The 19465-nt window shown below is 59.2% G+C and carries 12 protein-coding genes and 1 pseudogene; 1 reads left to right on the top strand and 12 read right to left on the bottom strand.

All coding sequences use genetic code 11. The features are described 5' to 3' along the window. Positions 1–534: 534 nt before the first annotated feature. Positions 535–1332, top strand: coding sequence for a poly(3-hydroxyalkanoate) granule-associated protein PhaF (locus HPT27_RS17340; RefSeq protein ID WP_211198091.1), 798 nt, complete (start codon positions 535–537; stop codon positions 1330–1332). 836 nt (positions 1333–2168) lie between these two features. Here HPT27_RS17340 and HPT27_RS17335 read toward each other — a convergent pair. The 12 genes and pseudogenes from HPT27_RS17335 to HPT27_RS17280 all read right to left on the bottom strand — a co-directional run bounded on the left by HPT27_RS17335 (position 2169) and on the right by HPT27_RS17280 (position 19442). Then, positions 2169–2492, bottom strand: coding sequence for a hypothetical protein (locus HPT27_RS17335; RefSeq protein ID WP_172246120.1), 324 nt, complete (start codon positions 2490–2492; stop codon positions 2169–2171). Next, entirely contained in the window at positions 2489–4756 is a 2268-nt protein-coding gene (gene rlmKL, locus HPT27_RS17330) for a bifunctional 23S rRNA (guanine(2069)-N(7))-methyltransferase RlmK/23S rRNA (guanine(2445)-N(2))-methyltransferase RlmL (protein ID WP_172246118.1), read from the bottom strand. Before rlmKL ends, HPT27_RS17335 begins: the two co-directional genes overlap by 4 nt. An 859-nt stretch (positions 4757–5615) precedes the next feature. Continuing rightward, on the bottom strand, positions 5616–5969 hold the full coding sequence (locus tag HPT27_RS17325; protein WP_172246116.1) for a hypothetical protein: 354 nt from the start codon (positions 5967–5969) through the stop codon (positions 5616–5618). A 38-nt stretch (positions 5970–6007) separates the two neighbouring features. Further along, positions 6008–7027 carry a quinone-dependent dihydroorotate dehydrogenase gene (locus HPT27_RS17320; RefSeq protein ID WP_172246114.1) on the bottom strand — a complete coding sequence of 340 codons (1020 nt, stop codon included), beginning with the start codon at positions 7025–7027 and terminating at the stop codon, positions 6008–6010. A gap of 113 nt (positions 7028–7140) precedes the next feature. Next, a complete protein-coding gene (locus HPT27_RS17315) occupies positions 7141–7518 on the bottom strand; it encodes a hypothetical protein (RefSeq protein WP_172246112.1) in 378 nt (125 codons plus the stop codon). Positions 7519–7773: 255 nt separating this feature from the next. Next, positions 7774–10383, bottom strand: a pseudogene (gene topA / locus HPT27_RS17310) (type I DNA topoisomerase); the annotation flags it as partial. Between the two features lie 258 nt (positions 10384–10641). After that, positions 10642–13203, bottom strand: coding sequence for an ABC transporter permease (locus tag HPT27_RS19665; protein WP_211198090.1), 2562 nt, complete (start codon positions 13201–13203; stop codon positions 10642–10644). Further along, entirely contained in the window at positions 13200–13943 is a 744-nt protein-coding gene (locus HPT27_RS17300) for an ABC transporter ATP-binding protein (RefSeq protein ID WP_172246108.1), read from the bottom strand. Before HPT27_RS17300 ends, HPT27_RS19665 begins: the two co-directional genes overlap by 4 nt. A gap of 281 nt (positions 13944–14224) precedes the next feature. Continuing rightward, complete coding sequence (locus tag HPT27_RS17295) at positions 14225–15472, bottom strand: DUF3466 family protein (RefSeq protein ID WP_172246106.1); 1248 nt, start codon at positions 15470–15472, stop codon at positions 14225–14227. Positions 15473–15907: 435 nt separating this feature from the next. After that, entirely contained in the window at positions 15908–17149 is a 1242-nt protein-coding gene (locus HPT27_RS17290) for an ABC transporter permease (RefSeq protein ID WP_172246104.1), read from the bottom strand. 35 nt (positions 17150–17184) lie between these two features. Further along, complete coding sequence (locus HPT27_RS17285; protein ID WP_235951087.1) at positions 17185–17946, bottom strand: ABC transporter ATP-binding protein; 762 nt, start codon at positions 17944–17946, stop codon at positions 17185–17187. Further along, on the bottom strand, positions 17943–19442 hold the full coding sequence (locus HPT27_RS17280) for an efflux RND transporter periplasmic adaptor subunit (protein WP_172246102.1): 1500 nt from the start codon (positions 19440–19442) through the stop codon (positions 17943–17945). The genes HPT27_RS17285 and HPT27_RS17280 overlap by 4 nt, the downstream gene beginning before the upstream one ends. Positions 19443–19465 lie beyond the last annotated feature (23 nt).

Raw genomic sequence — 19465 nt, 5'->3', positions numbered from 1 at the left:
CCGCCTCCGCGAATCCAACCAAACTCGTTCCTGACGTCTGGATCCGGATTCTCGGTTGCTGCGGTCCGGTTTAAGTCACCCGGTTCATGTCACCCGGCTCATGACATCCGGTTCATGTCATCCGGCCCGACGCATCCGGTCCACACACGCTGGCGCATCGCCTTGCCGCCATCGGCATGACCAAACCCGGTATCGTCGGACAGCACAAGAACCGCTTAACGGACAGTCGCGGCACGCATTGCAACGCCGCGATCACATAGCCAATTCGGTGCAGCTCAGAAATCATCAAACCGGCATAGCCGCATCCTGCAACAACAAAAACAACATGACGTCGAGGTGTTTTTTGCAATCGGCGCACGCAAACGTACGACCGGCAACCGATGACTGACGCAAGGAAGAATTGACAACGGCGACGATTTCGACGATTTTTCGCGCTGAAGTGCAGGAGCCTCGGATTGCGCCGCCCATTGGCGCACTGCAGTCGACGCAATCCGAGGTTCCCCCTTCTCCCTCTATAAGACAGGAATAACGACCATGGCAAAACCGAAGAAACCGATTCCGGAAGCTGCTGCTTCGGAAGCAAAGGCAAAAAAACCGGCTAAAGCAAAAGCTGCAAAAGCCAAACCCGCAAAAGCCAAAGCTGCTGCCGCCAAACCGGCAAAAGCAGCCGCCAAGAAAACCACCAAAGCTGCTGCCGTAAAGAAAGCCGCCGCCAAACCGGCCAAGGCAGCTGCCAAGAAAGCCGCACCGAAGAAAGCCGCCGCCAAAAAAGCTGCGCCAGCCAAAGCCGCGAAAGCCGCCAAGCCGGCTGCCAAGAAGGCCGTAGCCAAGAAAGCCGCGCCGAAGAAAGCTGCCGCCAAAAAAACCGCTCCGGCCAAAGCCGCGAAAGCCGCCAAGCCAGCTGCCAAGAAAGCCGTAGCGAAGAAAGCCGCGCCGAAAAAAGCCGCTGCCAAGAAAACTGCCAAGCCAGCCGCCAAAGCCGCGAAAGCTGCCAAGCCAGCCGCCAAAAAAGCCGTAGCCAAGAAAGCCACGGTGAAAAAAGCCGCTGCCAAGCCGGCCGCCAAGAAAGCGGTTGCCAAGAAAGCCGCCCCGGCCAAAGCCGCCAAGCCGGTAGCCAAGAAGGCCGCCGCCAAAAAGCCGGCCGCGAAGAAAACCGCTGCCAAGAAGGCCGCTCCGGTCGATGGCGCTGCCGCTCCGGTCGCCGCCAAGCCGAAGAAGCCGCGCGCTCCGCGCAAGCCGAAAATGGTCGAAGCTGCACCGGTCGTTACTCCGGTGGTTGCACCGGTCGCTGCTCCGGTAGCGGATGTGGTGCCGGAATCGCAAACCCCGTAATCGGGTTGGCGTTTTTGGTATCAGCAAAAAGCCCCGCAATGCGGGGCTTTTTGTTTTCCACTCCCTCCCATGAAGGGGGGTAAGAGAGGGGTTTCAAATTCGTCACGGTTGACGAATTTGCCTCTCGAACGCCACCAACTCTGTTGGTGGCAGGGCGGGCTGGGGTGGGGGAATTGCAGCTCTGCGCATTTGGTTTACTTCCAATGCAATTTGCTTCGTATTGTTCGTCATTCCCGCGAAGGCGGGAATCCAGTGCTTTAATGCAGGATCAGCAACATCATCGTCCATATTTGCGACGAGCCCAAAACAAGCCGTTCGCCCTGAGCTTGTCGAAGGGTAACGGCAAACGAGATAGCTAATCTCAGCTCGTCTTGTCACTTTGTCTTACTTGAGCAGGCTTCGAGAACAACCGCTTTAGTAAAAACCAAACTGCCGCTATCCCGGTTGGAACAAATATAGGTAGCCACAGATAAGCGTTGTGTCCGCATGCATTGCTAAATGCGATGCCAGGAATGCTGCAGAAACCTACCAACAGGTACCAACCGAGAATTGTTCCCAGAAAGAATGCAAACACAACTAACACGGGACGAGACATTCTACAGTTCCTAACCTGATGGATTGCCGGGTCTCGCCCCGGCGGGCGAGTACCTTTCTTTGGCGCAAAGAAAGGTACCAAAGAAACATGCCCGATTCCTTGCCGCGCAAAAAATGCGCGGTGCCCTGCGCTACTCAAAACCTGATGGCGGCTGCGGAACTCGCGCTACGCGCTCAGACAGTCCTCGCCGAAACACCATCAGGTTTTTCCGTTGCTCGGCTCGTCAGACGGGCGAACATCCTCACAGCACCACCTTCCATGATTCCAGTCGACCGCCACATTCAGAGGCAATTTTCGAGAAGGACCATAAATACGAACACAGCACCGACGCTTTGAGCTCCAGTTCTATCCTCAACCTGACCACGCTATCCCCGTTTTCGGCTGTATCGCATGTTGCATTCATGCTGCCATCAGGGTGATAAAACCGCTGCCGAAGATCATCAGCAACGGCTTTTGTAGGCGCCACGATGAACAACTCCACAACCTTGCTTCCAGAGAGAGCTACCCCTGCTTTACTCAATGCGGCAAGCTGCGCATCGATCTGGAACTGAATCGGCTCAGTCACGGCGGCGTAATCCGCCAGCACTGATGAATCCGCGGGTTCCGGGCGAAATCAACCGGCAAGGTCCGTTTGCTCCAATCCTCGATCTGGCAACCGGCCAATGCTTCGGTATCGAGTTTGAAGCGGCGGTAGTTGTTGGAGAAGATGATCTCGCCGCCGGGGTTCAGCAATTCCAGTGCGACCAGCAGGATATCGACGTGATCGCGCTGGACGTCGAACACGCCGTCCATGCGTTTGGAATTGGAGAAGGTTGGCGGGTCAATGAAAATCACATCGAATTTGTCGCGGCAGTGGGCGAGCCATTCCAAGGCGTCGGCCTGGACGAATTCATGCGGACCACGATCGAAGCCGTTGAGCACGAAGTTGCGGTAGGCCCAGTGAGTATAGGTTTTCGACATGTCGACGCTGACCGTCGACGCGGCACCACCGTGGGCGGCGTAAACGCTGACGCTGCCGGTATAGGAGAACAGGTTCAGGAAGTGTTTGCCTTTGACCCGCTCGCGAACCATTGAGCGCGTGGTGCGATGGTCAAGGAACAAACCGGTGTCGAGGTAATCGGTCAGGTTGACCCAGAATTTCAGGCCGCCTTCTTCGGCAACGAAAAATGCCCGCTCTTCGCCGACTTTTTCGTATTGATCCAGACCACGTTGACGGGCGCGGGTGCGGACGTGCAGATGCTCGTCCGGTAGCTGATACAGATCACGCACGGCATCGACCAGTTCATTGAAGCGACGCTCGGCAATGTCTTCCGGAATTGTTGACGGAGCCTGATACTCCTGCAGATAGAGATGATCGCCGTAGACGTCGATGGCGGCGGCGTATTCCGGCAAATCGGCGTCGTAAACCCGGTAGCAACTGACCGCTTCGCGCTTGCACCAACTGGCCAGATGGCGGCGATTTTTATCGATGCGATTACGCACCGCCTGACCGCCAACCGTGAGTTCAATCGGTTTTTCTGCCGCGATTGGCTGGGGCGTGCTGGCGGAATGCCCGGCTGCGGATTCAGCGCCCACGTCACTGTGCGAATCGCTCGGCGTTGATGCCGATGCCGGTATCGCCGCTGCCGGCGTTTCCAGTTCTTTGACATGACGCTTGGCGGCGGCGTTGACGTCAAACAGATACAGCTTGCAGGGCAGCGCGCCGTTGTAGAGCGCGTATTGCTTGTGCGAGCGCACACCGATCGATCGGGCCAGCAACGGTTCGCTGGTGATGATGGCCGCTTGCCAGCCGTCGAACTCGCTGAGCAGGCGCTCACCGAGCGTGTGGTAAACGTATTTCAGCGATTCGACATCGCCGAGCCGCTCGCCGTACGGCGGGTTGCCAATCACCAAGCCTGGGCCGGCACCTTCGAGCCGCGCGGGTTTGCGAATGCGCTCCAGTGGCACCCGCTCGAACTGGATCAGATCTTCAACCTTGGCCTGCTCGGCATTTTCCTGCGCGACTTGCAGCACTTTGCCATCGGCATCAAAACCGAACACTCGCGAACGCAGCGCCTCGATGCCGTCATCGGCCTGCACGCCCGCGTCCTTGCGCAGCCGTTGCCAGAGCGCATCGTCATGACCGAGCCAGCCCTGGTTCATGCCGAAATCGCTGCGAATCAAGCCGGGCGCGATGTGGGCTGCCATCAGTACCGCTTCAATGGGCAGCGTACCGGAGCCACAGAACGGGTCGACCAGATCGCCACCAGCTTCGGCAATGGCCGGCCAGCGGGCGCGGATCAGCATCGCCGCGGCGAGGTTTTCCTTGATTGGCGCAACACCGGCTTTCTCGCGGTAGCCGCGCTCGTGCAGCGGATGGCCTGAGAGGTCGATACAGAGCGTGAACTCATCGCGCTGCAGGTGGGCATTGATACGCAGCACCGGGTCGCTGGTATCGACGCTGGGACGCGCCTTGCCGCGGGCACGGAATTGGTCGACCACCCCATCCTTGACCTTCTGGGCACCAAACTGGGTGTGATTGATGAATTCGTTCTGGCCGACAAAATCGACCGCCAGCGTGTCCTCGCTGGTCATGTGCGCGAGCCAGTCGACCGCCCGCACCGCCTCGTACATGGCCTCGGTCGAGTCGACAATGGCGGTTTTCACCAGCAACAGCACCCGACTGGCCAGCCGCGACCACAGCACTGCCCGGTAGCCGGTCTCCAGCGAGCCGTCGAAATGGACGCCAGCCAGCGCCTCGTGGACGTTCTCCGCGCCGAGCGCCTTGAGCTCGTCAACGAGCAGGTATTCGAGGCCTTTCGCGCAGGGCGCGAAGAATTTATGAGTCACGGTTTTGCCTGTGGTTTGTCGGCGCAGTGCCGGCCCGGTCGTTCGGGCAGGGTGGGATGCAGTTTGAGTTGGGGCAGATCTTAGCTGGTTAGCCGGCTCGTGTAATTTGGATTGTCTCGTTGATTGATGCCGGCATCGCTGCGGCGACTACCATGACAGCCCCTCCCCCTGTGAAGGGGGAGGCCGGGAGGGGGTAATTGCCGCTCCGATCCGCTCGTTAAAGTCGGCGATGGATTGACCGGCGAGATTGCCGGGTCCCGCCCCGGCGGGCGGGTAACTTTCTTTGCGAAAGAAAGTCACCAAAGAAACATGCCCGACTCCTCGCCGCCAAAACATAAACACGTTTTGACGGTTCCCTGCGCGACTCCATTCCGTTCGGGGCTTTTGTGACAATACATCCCTGTACAGTCACAAAAGGCTTCGGCTTCCTGCCTCGCCCCTTCGCTACGCTCCGGGCTGTTAACCCGAACTACACTGCGTTGCTCGGCTCGTCAGACGGGCGCATACGTCAAAAGCACGCTGCGCGCAAACAAAAGCCATCTGTCATTCCGGCGAAAGCCGGGATGACAGATGGTGTGGATTTGCCGACGCCACTGACTTGGCTAGAAAATGGGGCCCCACCGCGCCAGCCGCCGATCACGTGGCAGCGGCCGGGTGCGCTGGCACGGACGCCAGCGCAGTGCTGATAAGACAGGATGTCGCATCAGCACGTGCCCGAAGCCGATGCCATGTGATCGGCGGGCGGACTACCCGAAGCAACTGAACCGACACTGGCGCGTCTGGGGCGTGTTCTTTTGCCTACTTTTCTTGCACGAACAAGAAAAGTAGGTCGCCCGCCGGGGCGAGACCCGGCGACTCCTCAGTCTTCCAAGATTTTTTTATTTCTAAAAAAATAAAGCCAGCCTCTAGCTGAAACCCAGTACAGAACGACCAAAATCAGCGATGGAATCCAACCATAGAACAATGTGTAAAGGTTTTTGGCTCCGTCGCCTGCATAGATACCTTCTATCTGAGCTTGAGTCTCCGCGAGCTGAACATCAATAAAATCAATGATCACTCGATAGAAAAGCAGAAGCCCCCAACCAACAAGAACGGCGAGAACCAGCCGAAAAAACGTTTTCTTGCTGGAATCAAACTTGTTACCTCTCACCAAAACAATAAAAATAGCAACAAAGTAGATGGCGATAAGTACGTATTTGTACGCGTGCTGCATTTCGATTACGCCTTGACTGAATCAGCACACACCAATTCTCAAAGCGATTTCGCCGTCGCAATCGCCGCTTCCCGAATCAACGCCGGCCCGCGATAAATAAACCCCGAATACACCTGCACCAAACTCGCGCCGGCGCGGATCTTTGCGGCCGCGTCTTCGCCTTTGGTGATGCCACCGACACCGATAATCGGCATCTGGCCTTTCAATTCCGTTGCCAGCCAACCCAGCACCTCGGTGCTCTTGGCAAATACCGGCGCGCCGGACAAACCACCGGTTTCCTGGGCGTGTTCCAGACCCTCGACGCCAATGCGGCCAACCGTGGTGTTGGTGGCAATCGCGCCATCGAACTGGTGCCTGCGCAAAGCATCGGCAACCTGAATGACTTCCTCGTGCGACAGATCGGGCGCAATCTTCAGTAGCAAGGGCACATATTTGCCATGCTTTTGCTGCAGCACTGCTTGTTCAGCCTTGAGGGTGCCAAGCAGCGAATCCAGCGCCTCGCCAAATTGCAGGCTGCGCAGGCCTTGGGTATTCGGCGACGAAATGTTCACGGTAATGTAATGCGCATACGGATAAACTTTACGCAGGCAAATCAGGTAATCGTCATTGGCTTTTTCAACCGGTGTATCAAAGTTTTTGCCGATGTTGATGCCGAGCACACCTTGATAGCGACTCTTGCTGATTTTCTCGAGCAGATAATCGACCCCCTGATTATTGAACCCCAGCCGGTTGATGATGCCGGTGGCTTTCGGCAGCCGGAACATCCGTGGCCGTGGATTGCCCGGTTGTGGCCGTGGCGTCACGGTGCCGAGTTCAATGAACGCAAACCCCAGCATGGCCAGCGCATCGAGATAATCACCGTTCTTGTCGAGACCGGCAGCCAGACCAACCCGATGGGGAAATTTCAGCCCCCACAGTTCAACCGGATCAGAGGGAATATCCTGGGCAAACACAGCACGCAGCGGCGTGCGCTCCAGCGTGCGCAAACCTTTCAGTGCAACATGGTGGGCGGTTTCGGCTTCAAGGCAGAACAGAACAGAGCGAGCAAGGGCGTACATGAAAGCACCAAACTAGTGGCCACGCGAGGTGGCGATCATTAACAGGAGTTTGCGTCAAGCAACCGCTTCTGGGTCAAGACACCCGATGCGGAATTGGCAAGTAAAATTCTGATTCAGGTCGGGCCGTCGCGAAGCACTCGCTGATCGGCGAGCCATTGCATGGCCTCGGCCTCGTCAACAAAAAACTTCATCCGATAACCCGCCCGATTGGTGACCTGCTCGTAGGAGGCAAATTTCTCCAAAACTTGAGCCGGCACCAGGTGTGGAATGAGGGCCTGCAGCTCCCAGGGATCCGCGCTTTTCAGCATGAGCTCCGGCAGGCTGTGCAGGCCATTGAGCGAAATCGCATGTTGGCAATCGCGCATATCCACCAGGACATCGAAACGGTTCGCGATCGCTTCACGGCGAACCGCGTCGGCAAAATCCAGCGCCATGCCGAGCTCAAACACCTCGTCAACCTTGCCGATGACAAGGCGCTCGGCTTCACGCAATGAGACGGTGTACGGCATGGCACGCCCCTGACCGCGCAGTCGCTGTCGCGACTATGTCTTCGCTGCAGCTTTCTTGGGTTTGGCGGCCGCTTTCTCCTTCACCACCGCATTTTCCTTCGCGACCGCTTTTGCCTTGGTTGCCGCTTTCGGCTTGGCCGGCGCTTTGGCCTTCGCTTCAACCTTGGGCGCGGCCGTTGCATCAGCTTTAGCCGCTTTTACCGGTTTGGCCTCGTCGGCTTCATCGGCGGCTTTCTGCTGCCATTTACCATCCAGACAGAACGCGGTCCAACCGGTTTGCTTGCCGTCTTTTTCACTGGCAACAAACTGGACGCCACTCTTGCGCGAGAACCGCAGCACGGTCGGATTGCCGTCCGGATCACTTTCCGGCGCTTTCAACAGGTACTGGAATTTCTCGTGCAGCTTGTCCTTGACCGTTTTCAGTTCGCTGATTTTCGGCGGCCGGGTTTCCCGGATTTTCGGGAACTTGCTGGCAGCCAGGAACAGGCCGGCGGCGCCATCACGCAAAATATAATGGTCATCGGCCTTGTCGCATTTGAGATGCGGCATCGGTATCGGGTCTTCACGCGGCGGCGCTGCCTGACCGTTGCGCAGCAGCTTGCGGGTGTTGCCGCAGCTGGCATTGGTGCAACCAAAGTACTTGCCAAAGCGGCCCACTTTCAGCTGCATGTCGCTGCTGCATTTTTCGCACTGGATGATCGGGCCTTCGTAGCCTTTCAGGCGGAACGAGCCCTGCTCGATGACATAGCCATCGCATTCCGGATTGTTGCCGCAGACGTGCAGCTTGCGGCCTTCATCGACCATGTAGGCCGACATCGCGGTGCCGCATTTCGGGCAGCGCTTCTTGGCGCGCAGCTCCAGCGCTTCGGCCTCGTCATCTTCGGTCGAGACAACTTCGTCGGCACTGAGCAGGTTGATGGTTTTCTTGCAGCGTTCTTTCGGCGGCAGGTTGAAGCCGGTGCAACCGAGGAAGACGCCGGTGGTGGCGGTACGAATCGCCATCGCGCGGCCGCAATCCGGGCAGGCAATGCTGGTTTCGACCGGTTGTGACCAGCGCATGCCACCGCGGTCACCCTCGGCGGCTTCCAGTTTCTTGACGAAATCGGCGTAGAAGGTATCGAGCGTGCCTTTCCAGTCAGCTTCGCCTTGCGCGACTACGTCAAGCTGCTCTTCCATTTGCGCGGTGAAGCTGTAATCGAGCAGGTTGCTGAACGATTCAACCAAGCGATCGGTAACGATCTCGCCCATTTTTTCGGCGTAGAAGCGGCGCTGCTTGAGCGAGACATAACCGCGATCCTGAATGGTCGAGATAATCGCCGCATAGGTCGACGGCCGGCCAATGCCGCGCTTTTCCAGCTCGCGCACCAACGTGGCTTCGGTGAAGCGCGCAGTCGGTTTGGTGAAATGCTGCTTCGGCAACAATTCGTTCAGGGTCAGCTTGTCGCCTTCCTTCAGATCCGGCAGCTCGACGTCTTCGTCGCTCTTCTTCTGCGGCGGCAGCACCCGGGTCCAGCCATCGAAACGCAGCACCCGGCCGCGCACCCGCAATTCAAAGTTGCCAGCCATTGCCGAGATGCCGGTGGTGTCGTACTCAGCATTGGTCATCTGGCAGGCGACGAATTGCCGCCAAATCAACTGATACAGCTTCTGTGCGTCTTCTTCCATGTCTGACAGCGCGCCCGGCTTGATCTGGACGTTGGTCGGACGAATGGCTTCGTGCGCTTCCTGCGCGCCTTCCTTGCTGCTGTAGTAATGCGCGCGCGGCGGCAGATATTTTTCGCCGAATTCCTTGTGGATGAATTCGCGCACCGAATGCAGCGCGTCTTCCGACAAATTGGTGCTGTCGGTACGCATATAAGTGATGTGGCCAGCTTCGTACAGGCGCTGCGCCAGCGTCATGGTTTTCTTGACGGTGAACCCCATCCGGTTGCTGGCGGCTTGCTGCAGCGTTGAGGTGGTGAACGGCGCATTCGGTGTGGATTTGCTCGGTTTGTCTTCACGTTTGCTGATGACAATGCTGGCTTTTTCCAACTTGCCGAGCGCGACTTTGGTATCGGCTTCGTTGGTCGGCCGGAATTCCTTGCCGCCTTCTTTGGCGACTTCCATCGTCACGTCGCCTTTGCCCGAACCCTTGCTTTCACAAGTCAGGCGGGCGTGCACATCCCAATATTCTTCCGGAATGAAGGCGCGGATCTCGCGCTCGCGCTCGGCCACCAAGCGCACCGCCACCGATTGCACCCGGCCGGCCGACAAACCGCGCGCGACTTTCTTCCACAGCAGCGGCGACACCATGTAACCGACAACGCGGTCGAGAAAACGACGGGCCTGCTGGGCGTTGACGTAATTCATGTCGAGCTCGCCCGGATCGGCGAACGCTTCCTGAATGGCTTTCTTGGTGATTTCGTTGAACACCACGCGCTTGAAGCGCTTGGGTTCGCCGCCGATGATCTCGCGCAGATGCCAGGCAATGGCCTCCCCTTCGCGATCCAAGTCGGTTGCCAGATAAACGGTGTCGACTTTCTCGGCCGCTTCTTTCAGATCCTTGATGACTTTTTCTTTGCCGGGAAGAATCTGGTAACGGGCATCCCAGCCTTTCTCCGGATTGATGCCCATCCGTTCAAACAGTTTGATGCGCTCTTTGAGTTTCGGATCGATGGCCAAGGCTTTGCTTTTCGGCGCGGCTTTCTTTGCGGCCTTCTTTTCCGCGACTTCTTCTTCGGTTTTGGCGCCGGTGGGTAGATCGCGGACATGGCCGACGCTGGATTTCACAATGAAATCCTTGCCGAGGTATTTGTTGATGGTCTTGGCCTTGGCCGGCGACTCCACAATGACCAGCGATTTTGACATGACGGTTTCGGTTTTCCCGGTAACGTAAAGCCCGGCATCAGGCCGGGCGTAAAGGTCAGTTCCTTCCTTTATATGGCCGCCGGAATCGAACCGGCAGCAGGAAAGACACTGGAAACTGGCGCGGCTGCTTGCCGCCAACACTACCCCACAGGCGGGGCTTTATAGGGGTCGGACTGCCCGTGGTCAAGCAACCCGATCACCCTTGTGCTTTTTTTACCATAGCGGTTTGCGGCCGTTCCGCCAATGCCCCGGCCTCACTCAGGCCGTTTCGCGCAGAGCAATGGCCGGACTGACCTGTTGGATCCGGCGGGTCGCCAACGTACCGGCACTGGCGACGATGACCATGCCGATCAGCGGCGACACCCACCACAGCCAGGGATGGAAACGTGCTGATAAATCAAAGACTTGGTCGTTGATCAGGGCTGCGACGCCTTCGGTGCCGCCGGCCGCCAGCAAGCCCGCCAGCAGCCCCAGCAAGAGGAATTCCGCGAGCAGGCTGCGCTGCAAAAAGGCCCGGCTGGCGCCCAGCGTCCGCAGCACCACGGCCTCCCGCCGGCGCTCATCCAGGCTGGCCAGCAAGGCGGCAATCAGCACGGCGACCCCGGACAGTAACAGGAAGGACAACAGCAATTCGACCGCCACGACCACCTGGGCGATGACCTGCTGGACCTCGCGAATGACCCGGTCCAGCGAGATCACGGTGACCGTCGGGAAGGCATGGACAAACGCCGGCAGCGTGGTCAAATCGGTCGCCGGCACGAACATCGCCGAGACATAGCTCGCCGGAAAACTTTCCAGCGCGCCCGGGGAAAAGATCACGAAGAAATTCGGCTGCATCGAATCCCATTTCACTTCGCGCAGGCTGGTTACCGTGGCGGTGATATCGCGGTCGGCAATGTGAAAGGTCAGCGCATCACCCAGCTGCACGCCGAGCCGTTTCGCCAGCTTGTCTTCGATGGAAATTTCCGGCGCCGATGCCGACACCGCGCTGCGGAACCAGACGCCGTCGGTGACGGTGTTGTTGGCCGGCAGCTCCTCGCTCCAGGTCAGATTCAGTTCACGCCGCAGCGAGTTATCTTCGCGCGCGCCATCCGGCACCATCTCCTCGATGGGTTTGCCCGCCTTGCTGGTCAGGCGACCGCGCACCATGGCGTAGCTACGCGACACGCTCAGCTTGCGTTCGGTCAGAAACGCGTTCACCGCCGGCTGTTGTTCCGGCGTGATGTTGACCAGAAAATGATTCGGCGCATCGACCGGCAATTGCTGCTGCCAACTGTCGATCAGATCCGTGCGCACCAGCGCCACCGAGCCCATCAACAGCAGCGCCAGCGCAAAGGCGCCGAGCTGCACACTGGCGGCATAACGATGGCGCAGCAACTGGGCAATGCCAAAGCGCAAGGCGCCCGGTGACAGCCGCCGCAGCAGTTGGCCACTCTGCAGGGCCAGCAGCGAAATGCCCCACAAAAGCAGCGCAAATACCGACAGCGCGCCGACAAAAATTGCCACCATCTTGACGCTGCCGGCATACCACCAGCAGAGCACTAAGAGCAGCAGGCAACTGAGCAACACCAGCGACCAGGCACCACGGGTCAACGGCGTCAATTCCCGGCGCAATACACGTAACGGCGGCACCTGCGCCAGTCGTAGCAACGACGGCAAGGCCGCGCCGGAAAGCGCCAACAAGCCACTACCGAAACCGGCAATGACCGGCGCCAGACTGACCGGTGGCAGTTGCTCGGCAAGATCCGGCGCAAACGACTGCAGCAGCACCCAATGGCCGACATAGCCAATCAGCAAACCGAGCGCGGAGCCGAGCAGCCCAAGCAACAACAATTGCAAGGCGTAGAAATTGCGCAGCTCGACACTGGCAAGACCAAAGCAACGCATCAGTGCCGCTTGATCAAAATGGCGCAACGCATAACGGCGCGCCGCCAACGCTACCGCCAGCGTCGCCATCAGCAAGCTCACGAGGCCGCCGAGCGCACCAAATTTGCTGGTGCGGGCGAATGCGCCGCTGACCGCTTCGGAACCTTCCCGGCCGCCAATCAGGCGCTGGCTGCTGGTCAGCTTTGGCTTGCTGTCGTTGACAAACGCGGCAATCGCCTCGGGCTCGCCGGCGTAATAATAGAGCCAGGTGACCCGGCTGCCCGGCTGCACGATTTCGGTTTTCGCTACTTCGTCAAAACGCATGAAAACCCGCGGTGCCAGCCCAAATACGGCACCAGCGCGGCCCGGCTCATCCTTGATAATGCCAGCGATGCGAAACTCGGCCGCACCGACTTCAACGCGATCACCGACCGCGACATTCAGCAGCGGCAGCAACTGGCCATCGACATAAATTTCTCCCGCGTTCGGCTGGGCTTTTTGCACTTGGCCGGGGTCGGCCACATCGGGTGCAATCACCACTTTTCCGCGCAAGGGATAATGGCTGTCAATGGCGCGAACGCTGGCCAGCTGAAAGGCATCGCCCTTGGCCAGCATGCTGGCAAATTCCAAGCCGGAACTGTGCTGCAAACTGCCGGGATTCAGCAGCTCCGGTTCGATCGGATTGGGTGAGCTCAGCTGGGCATCGGCCCCCAGAAAATCACCGCCGCGTTCCGTGATGGCACGGTCCAGTCGATCACTCAGAAACCCAGTGGTACTGACACTGCCGATACCGATCGCCAGCGCCAGCAGCAACACCCGAATCTCGCTGCTGCGCCACTCGCGGCGCAAACTGGTCAACGCCAGTCGGGCCAATCCGCGTTTCGATGACAGCGTTTTTTTCGGTGCAGGAACCGGCGCCGCCGTCGCTACCAATTCCGGCGATTCGCGCTTCACGCTGTCACCTCCGTTACCAGCCGTCCGGCAGCCAGCATCAACCGGTGCTGACAACGACGGGCAAGGGCATCATCGTGAGTGACCAACACCAGCGTGGTGCCTTGTTCGGCGTTCAGGGCAAACAACAACTCAATGATGCGAGCACCGGTAGCGCGATCCAGATTGCCGGTGGGCTCATCGGCAAACAGAATCGCAGGCTGGGTGGCAAACGCACGGGCAATCGCCACGCGTTGTTGCTCACCACCGGACAGTTGCCGCGGCGAGTGCGACAAGCGACTGCCAAGCCCGACCCGATCCAGCCACTGCCGCGCAGTCGCCTCGGCCTCGCTGACACCGGCAATCTCCAGCGGCAGCATGACGTTTTCCAGCGCACTGAGCGCCGGCAACAAATGAAAGGATTGAAAGACAAAACCGACTTTGCGGGCGCGTAGCGCCGCCCGGCTGTCTTCATTGAGCGCGCGCAGCGGCTCGCCATCGAGCCAGATATCACCGTGACTGGGGGTATCGAGCCCGGCCAGCAAACCGAGCAAGGTCGATTTGCCAGAGCCCGAGGCGCCGACAATCGCCACCGACTCACCGGACTGTATCGCCAGATTGATGTCGGTCAGGATATCGAGTGGCCCTTCACTGGTTGGCACGCGCTGGCTGACGCCTTCGCAGCGGACGACTTCTCGCGTCGGTAAGGAGTTGGCCTGGCCTTCGGTTTTGCTGCGAGTCGATTGTTGCGAGTTCGGTTCCATGACGTGCCCTGATCAAACGAAGAACGGCCGATACAGCCGCGTGCCATAGCATAGGGCGAGCCCACGTTGCCAACACCGGCGGCTTTGTAACAGGGTCTGTTGCTACCCGCTTCCTGCCGCCCGGCTCGCCGCACTCGCGTTGCTGCAGATGACACTGACGGTTACTTTGACGGCAGTACTGACCGTGATACGCGCTTTCAGTTCACCTGGATGTATTGAACTTGATGATCTCCGTCTTGCCTGCGCCCCCGATCGCGGGACGGCGTTTACGGCTCAAACATCTACAACCGAACACGACGCCGCCATATCGGCTCCCATCGCGACCATCCCAACTTCGCTAACAACAACAGCGCCAGCAACAACCATTCACCCGGTGCCTGCGCACCACCACCGCCAGCATTCTGGTAGGAGGCGGCATCGGCTTCGGCACAACTGATCACGTCGCTGTTGTCATTGACCGGGTTGAGCAGAAACGCACGCGTCACGCCCGCTTTGGCGCCATAGCCGACAATCTGGCCTTGATCATTGATGGCGGTGGCTTCGGTCAGCGTCCAGCGTTCATTGCTGTCACTGTTGCAATCGATCAGCGCGTTCAAATCCTGCAGGCCGGGATTGTTGGCCGCAGTATCGTAAACAACGGCATGATAAATCACGGTGCCGGTGTTGGACTGGGCGCTACCGACCAGCAAGCCGGCATTGTTGATATCGGTCGCCTTGCTGTACTGGAAAGTACTGTCGAGCTGACCAATGCCCTGCATGTCGCCGGCAGCCGGCAAATAAAAACCTTCGGTGCTGGCATCACTCGCCGTGCTGGCCCAGCCCACCACAACGCCGGCATCATTGAGCGCCGCGCCCTGACTGCTGTTGCCACCGAGCGTTCCCAAATCCGACAACACGTTGGGATTGCTGGTGTCGATACGGACAGCATGCACATAGCCGCTTTGACTGGCATAGCCGACCGCTTGCAAACGCGCGGCGTTGACACCGCGCAGCGCGCTGCTGCCACCGTCTTCCAGCACACCTGCCACCTGCGTCAAACCGGTATCGGGTTGCCAGACAAAGCCGCGATAGGCATAACCGGAATCCGCCATGTCGGCATAGACGTAACCGACCACATTGCCGGCATCGTCGATGTCGAGCGCTTTCATTTCCGTGACGGTCTGCTCGGGACTCGGCAGCTCGGTGAATTCACTGATACCGCTTGGCAGCAGCACGGCGCGCAACTGCGTCACCGCAGCACTGTCATCGGTCGCCGCGGTGGTAATCCGATACGCTGCACCGACGATGTCGCCGTCGGCGTTGATGGCAGTAGCGTAACTGCTGCCACCGTCGAGCTCGCCAAGATCGGTCATCAACCCGTCTTGCCAACGAAATCCGTGCCAGCCAAACGTCGACCCGCTGGCGGCACCGACCGCGATGCCAGCCGAGTTGAGGTCATAAACCGTCACCGAACCACCCGACAACTGGCCCAGATCAATTACCTGATATTTCTGCGCCGATGCTGTCATGCTGGCCAGCATCAGCACCATTCCAAGCAGCGCTCCCCGCGCCGGCCCAATCATTGGTCCAAGCATCGGCCCAAGGTCATTGCCAAGTCGCCTGCCTCTACGCGCTTGCCTGAGCAAACCAAAAGAATTTTTCATTGTGTTGTCATGTCTCGTCGCATCCAGAGCCCACTGACACCGTCTCGAAATTCAGGCAAACGCCTGCCGCCATCGCTGATGCAACATCAGCAAGTACGCATTGCCTGTCGGGAGATATCAAACCGGAGCTTTGTCCGTACACTGGCGCTGAGGTTCAGTGCCGAGGCGGCCGTGACCCGCGATTTCGCTGAACTTCACATTTGCCGCACAAAGTGTGCGACAACGTGCAGCAATTTGGCGCTGCACGCGCCGACCATTCGCGGAAATAAAAAACAAAAAAGTGCGCAGCAGACCTCCACGCGCGGGCAACCTTGCGCCGCATTATTCGCTGCGCAGCGCTTCCATCGGACTCAGCCGCGATGCCCGCAGCGCCGGGTAATAGCCGAAGAACAAACCGGTCGCAATGGACGACAGAGTGCCAAGCAAAACACTACCGCTGTCAATAATGACATCCATGCCGGTGGCCTTGCCTGCCGCCCAGGCGGCCAATGCACCGAGCAGCACACCGATCACACCACCGGCGAGCGCCAGCAAGCCGGCCTCGATCACAAACTGCAGCAAAATTGCCCGCGGCGCGGCGCCCACCGCCATCCGCAAACCGATTTCTTTGGTGCGCTCGGTGACCGTCACCAGCATGATGTTCATGATGCCAATACCGCCGACCAGCAAGGCAATACCGGCGACCATGGCCAGAAAGCCGGTCATGATGCGCAGGGTTTCACTACGGGCGGCCACAGTCTGGGCGAAATTGCGGATTTGAAAATCATCATCGGCATTGGCACTGAGTCGGTGACTCTGGCGCAGGATCTCGCCAAGGCTGAGCTGGAGTTCATCCAGATTGACGCCATCGGCGGCCTTGACCAGCATGCTGCCGACGGCATCGGCCATCAACGGATCACCGAGCAGATGACGCCGCACGGTTTCGATCGGCACGAACACCACGTCATCCTGATCACGGCCAAATGAGGTCTGGCCCTTGGCTACCAGAACACCAATGACGGTGAAATTGCTGCGGTTGATGCGTAGCGATTCGCCGATGGGACTGCGATCCGGAAACAATTCCCGGGCAACGGTCTGGCCCAGCACGGCAACACGCGCGGCACCGCGACCGTCAGCCGGCTCCAGCCAGCGGCCCTCGGCCAAAGCCCAATTGGCGACGTCGAGATGCGCGGACGTGACGCCTTGTACCTGACTGGACCAATTCAGATTGCCGGCAATCAATTGACCACTGCTGTTGAGCTGCGGCGACACAGCCAGCACGCCTTCTGCCTCGCGCAGAATGGCGTCGGCGTCGCGCGCGCGCAGCGTCGGTTTGCTGCCCGCGCCCATCCGGACACCGCCGGTTTGCGCCGAACCCGAGGTCACTGTCAGCGTGTTGCTGCCGAAACTCTGTATCAGCTTGTCGATACGCGCGGTAGCGCCGTTGCCGATCGCCATCATCGCAATCAGTGAGGCCACGCCAAACACGATACCGAGCGTGGTCAGCAAGCTGCGCATCGGATTGCCGCGCAAAGCGGCCAACGCCATCAGCAGGTAATCACTGGTGCGGATACTGTCGTTCATGCGAGCTCCTCATGCGACCTGCTCATACGAGCACCTCATGCCAACTCCGCCCTGTCGCGGCTATCCGCTATCACCAGGCCATCAGAAAAGGTGATTTGCCGGCTGGCCCGTTCCGCCACCTGCTGATCGTGCGTCACCAGAATGAGCGTGATGCCTTGCTCATGTAGTGTCTCGAACAGCGCCAGAATGTCCTTGCCGGTACGCGAATCGAGCGCGCCGGTGGGTTCGTCCGCCAGTACGATGCGCGGTTGATTGACCAGCGCGCGGGCGATCGCCACCCGCTGATTCTGGCCACCGGACAATTGATTGGGAAAATGCCGCCAGCGATCGGCCAGACCAACGGCAACCAGCGCCTGATAGGCTCGTTCGCGGCGTTCATCGCGCGACACCCCGGCATACACCAGCGGCACGGCCACATTGTCGAGTGCCGACAGCCGCGGCAACAAATGGAACGACTGAAAGACAAAACCCATGCTGCGATTGCGCAAGCGCGCCAGCGCCTGCAGATCGAGCGTGGTGACATCCTGACCATCGAGCCAATAGCGGCCGGCGCTGGCTTGATCCAGCAGGCCGAGCAAGGTCATGAAAGTCGATTTGCCGGAACCGGACGCACCGACAATGGCGACATATTCGCCGGCGTTGATGGTGGTCGTAACCTCCGCCAGCGCGATCGTTTCCTGTTCGCCGTTGCGATAAATCTTGCGCAGCTGTTCGACCCGGATCAGCGGTGTCGATGCGGTGCCGGGTTTGGATGGGTTTTCGGGCTCGGCCAAATTGCCAGCCAGCTCCGTGTTCATGGCACGGTGCGCTCCCGACCGATCACCACCTCGGCGCCCGGGCTCAGCTCGCCGTCGAGAATCGCGGTGTAGCTTTCATCGCTGGCCCCGAGTTTGACCGGCACCGCTTTCAAGGCACCGTTGTCATCCAGCAGCCACAGCCGCTTTCTGCTGACAGCTCCAGTGCCGCTACCGAATTCAGCCATCATTTCATCAAGCCGGTTCTGCTGCGCTGGCTTCAGCTCGCTGCGAAGCTGTTTCAGCACATCGCGCACCACACCGCGATTGCCAGTATTGCCACCACTGCCGGGCGCGCCCGGAGGAGATGGCGGCATGCTGTTCTGTTTGCTCATCGCTTCCTGCAGCCGTTTTTGCAGCGTCTGCTTTTGCCCCTCATCCAATTGCAGCTGGCTGGCAAAGCGCTCGACCATGCCACCGCCGGCCCGTGAAGCACCTTCGGATGCGGCACCGGCTTCCGGTTGGAAGCGCAACGCCGCATTGGCAACACGCAGCGTGTCATCAAGCCGGGCGATCTCGATATTGGCGTTGGCCGTCATGCCCGGCAGCAGACGCTGATTGGCGCTGTTGACCTGAATAATCACCGTATAGGTCACGACGTTTTGCACCGAGGTGGGCACCATCCGCACCGACGCTACGGAGCCGGAAAATTTCTGCTCACCAAATGCATCAACGGTAAATGAAACCGGCTGGCCGACTTGCACCACACCGATATCTGCTTCATCGACACTGGCTTCCAACTGCATCGCCTGCTGCGCTTCGGCCAACACAAACAGCACCGGCGTCTGCATGTTCGAGGTCAGCGTCTGGCCGACATTGACCTTGCGCTGAATCACCATGCCATCGACGGGTGCACGGATGATGGTGTATTCGAGATTGGTATTGGCATCGGCCAACACGGCCTCGCGTTGACGAATACTGGCCTGCGCCACTTCCACCTGTGCCTGTTTGGTCGCCAGCTGGGCGTTGGCCTGTTCCGCTTTCAGCGTGGCCGCTTCGACATCGGTTTCAGCAAGCAATTTGCGAGCAAACAAATCCTTGGCCCGGCTCAATTGCCGCTCGGAATCTTTGGCATTGACGCTTGCTTCAAGCAAGGCCGCCCTAGCTGAACTGAGATTGGCCCGCGCGATGGCCAGATCGGCATCGGCCTGCTGGATTTTGGCGTTGAACTGCTTCGGATTGAGCTTGGCCAGGATCTGGCCTTTCTTGACCACCGAGTTGTAATCGGCGGCGAGTTCGATGATCTGGCCCGAGACCTGAGCGCCGACTTCAACGGTTGTTGCCGGATTCAAGGTGCCGACTACCGCCACCTGCCGAATCACCGGGCCGCGATCAATCACCGCGATCTTGTACGTCGATTGGGCATCGTCATGCGGCCAGAACACATACATGCCGGCGGCAATGCACAGCAGCAGGCCGAACAACCACCAGCCGATCGGCCGGCGAGTATTGTTGGATTTGGCCGTGAACGGCAGTTCACCGGCGTTGGTATCGGTCATTCCCCTGCTCCATCACAAGCGGG

This window comes from Permianibacter fluminis (genome assembly GCF_013179735.1).
GTDB classification, from domain to species: domain Bacteria; phylum Pseudomonadota; class Gammaproteobacteria; order Enterobacterales; family Permianibacteraceae; genus Permianibacter; species Permianibacter fluminis.
Note: the sequence above shows the minus strand (reverse complement) of the source record. Positions and strands in the feature narration are given on the sequence as shown.

Coding starts and splice junctions, on each gene's coding strand:
- HPT27_RS17340 (WP_211198091.1), top strand. CDS start 535: ATGGCAAAACCGAAGAAACCGATTCCGGAAGCTGCTGCTTCGGAAGCA.
- HPT27_RS17325 (WP_172246116.1), bottom strand. CDS start 5,969: ATGCAGCACGCGTACAAATACGTACTTATCGCCATCTACTTTGTTGCT.
- HPT27_RS17320 (WP_172246114.1), bottom strand. CDS start 7,027: ATGTACGCCCTTGCTCGCTCTGTTCTGTTCTGCCTTGAAGCCGAAACC.
- HPT27_RS17300 (WP_172246108.1), bottom strand. CDS start 13,943: ATGGAACCGAACTCGCAACAATCGACTCGCAGCAAAACCGAAGGCCAG.
- HPT27_RS17295 (WP_172246106.1), bottom strand. CDS start 15,472: ATGGTGCTGATGCTGGCCAGCATGACAGCATCGGCGCAGAAATATCAG.
- HPT27_RS17290 (WP_172246104.1), bottom strand. CDS start 17,149: ATGAACGACAGTATCCGCACCAGTGATTACCTGCTGATGGCGTTGGCC.
- HPT27_RS17285 (WP_235951087.1), bottom strand. CDS start 17,946: ATGAACACGGAGCTGGCTGGCAATTTGGCCGAGCCCGAAAACCCATCC.
- HPT27_RS17280 (WP_172246102.1), bottom strand. CDS start 19,442: ATGACCGATACCAACGCCGGTGAACTGCCGTTCACGGCCAAATCCAAC.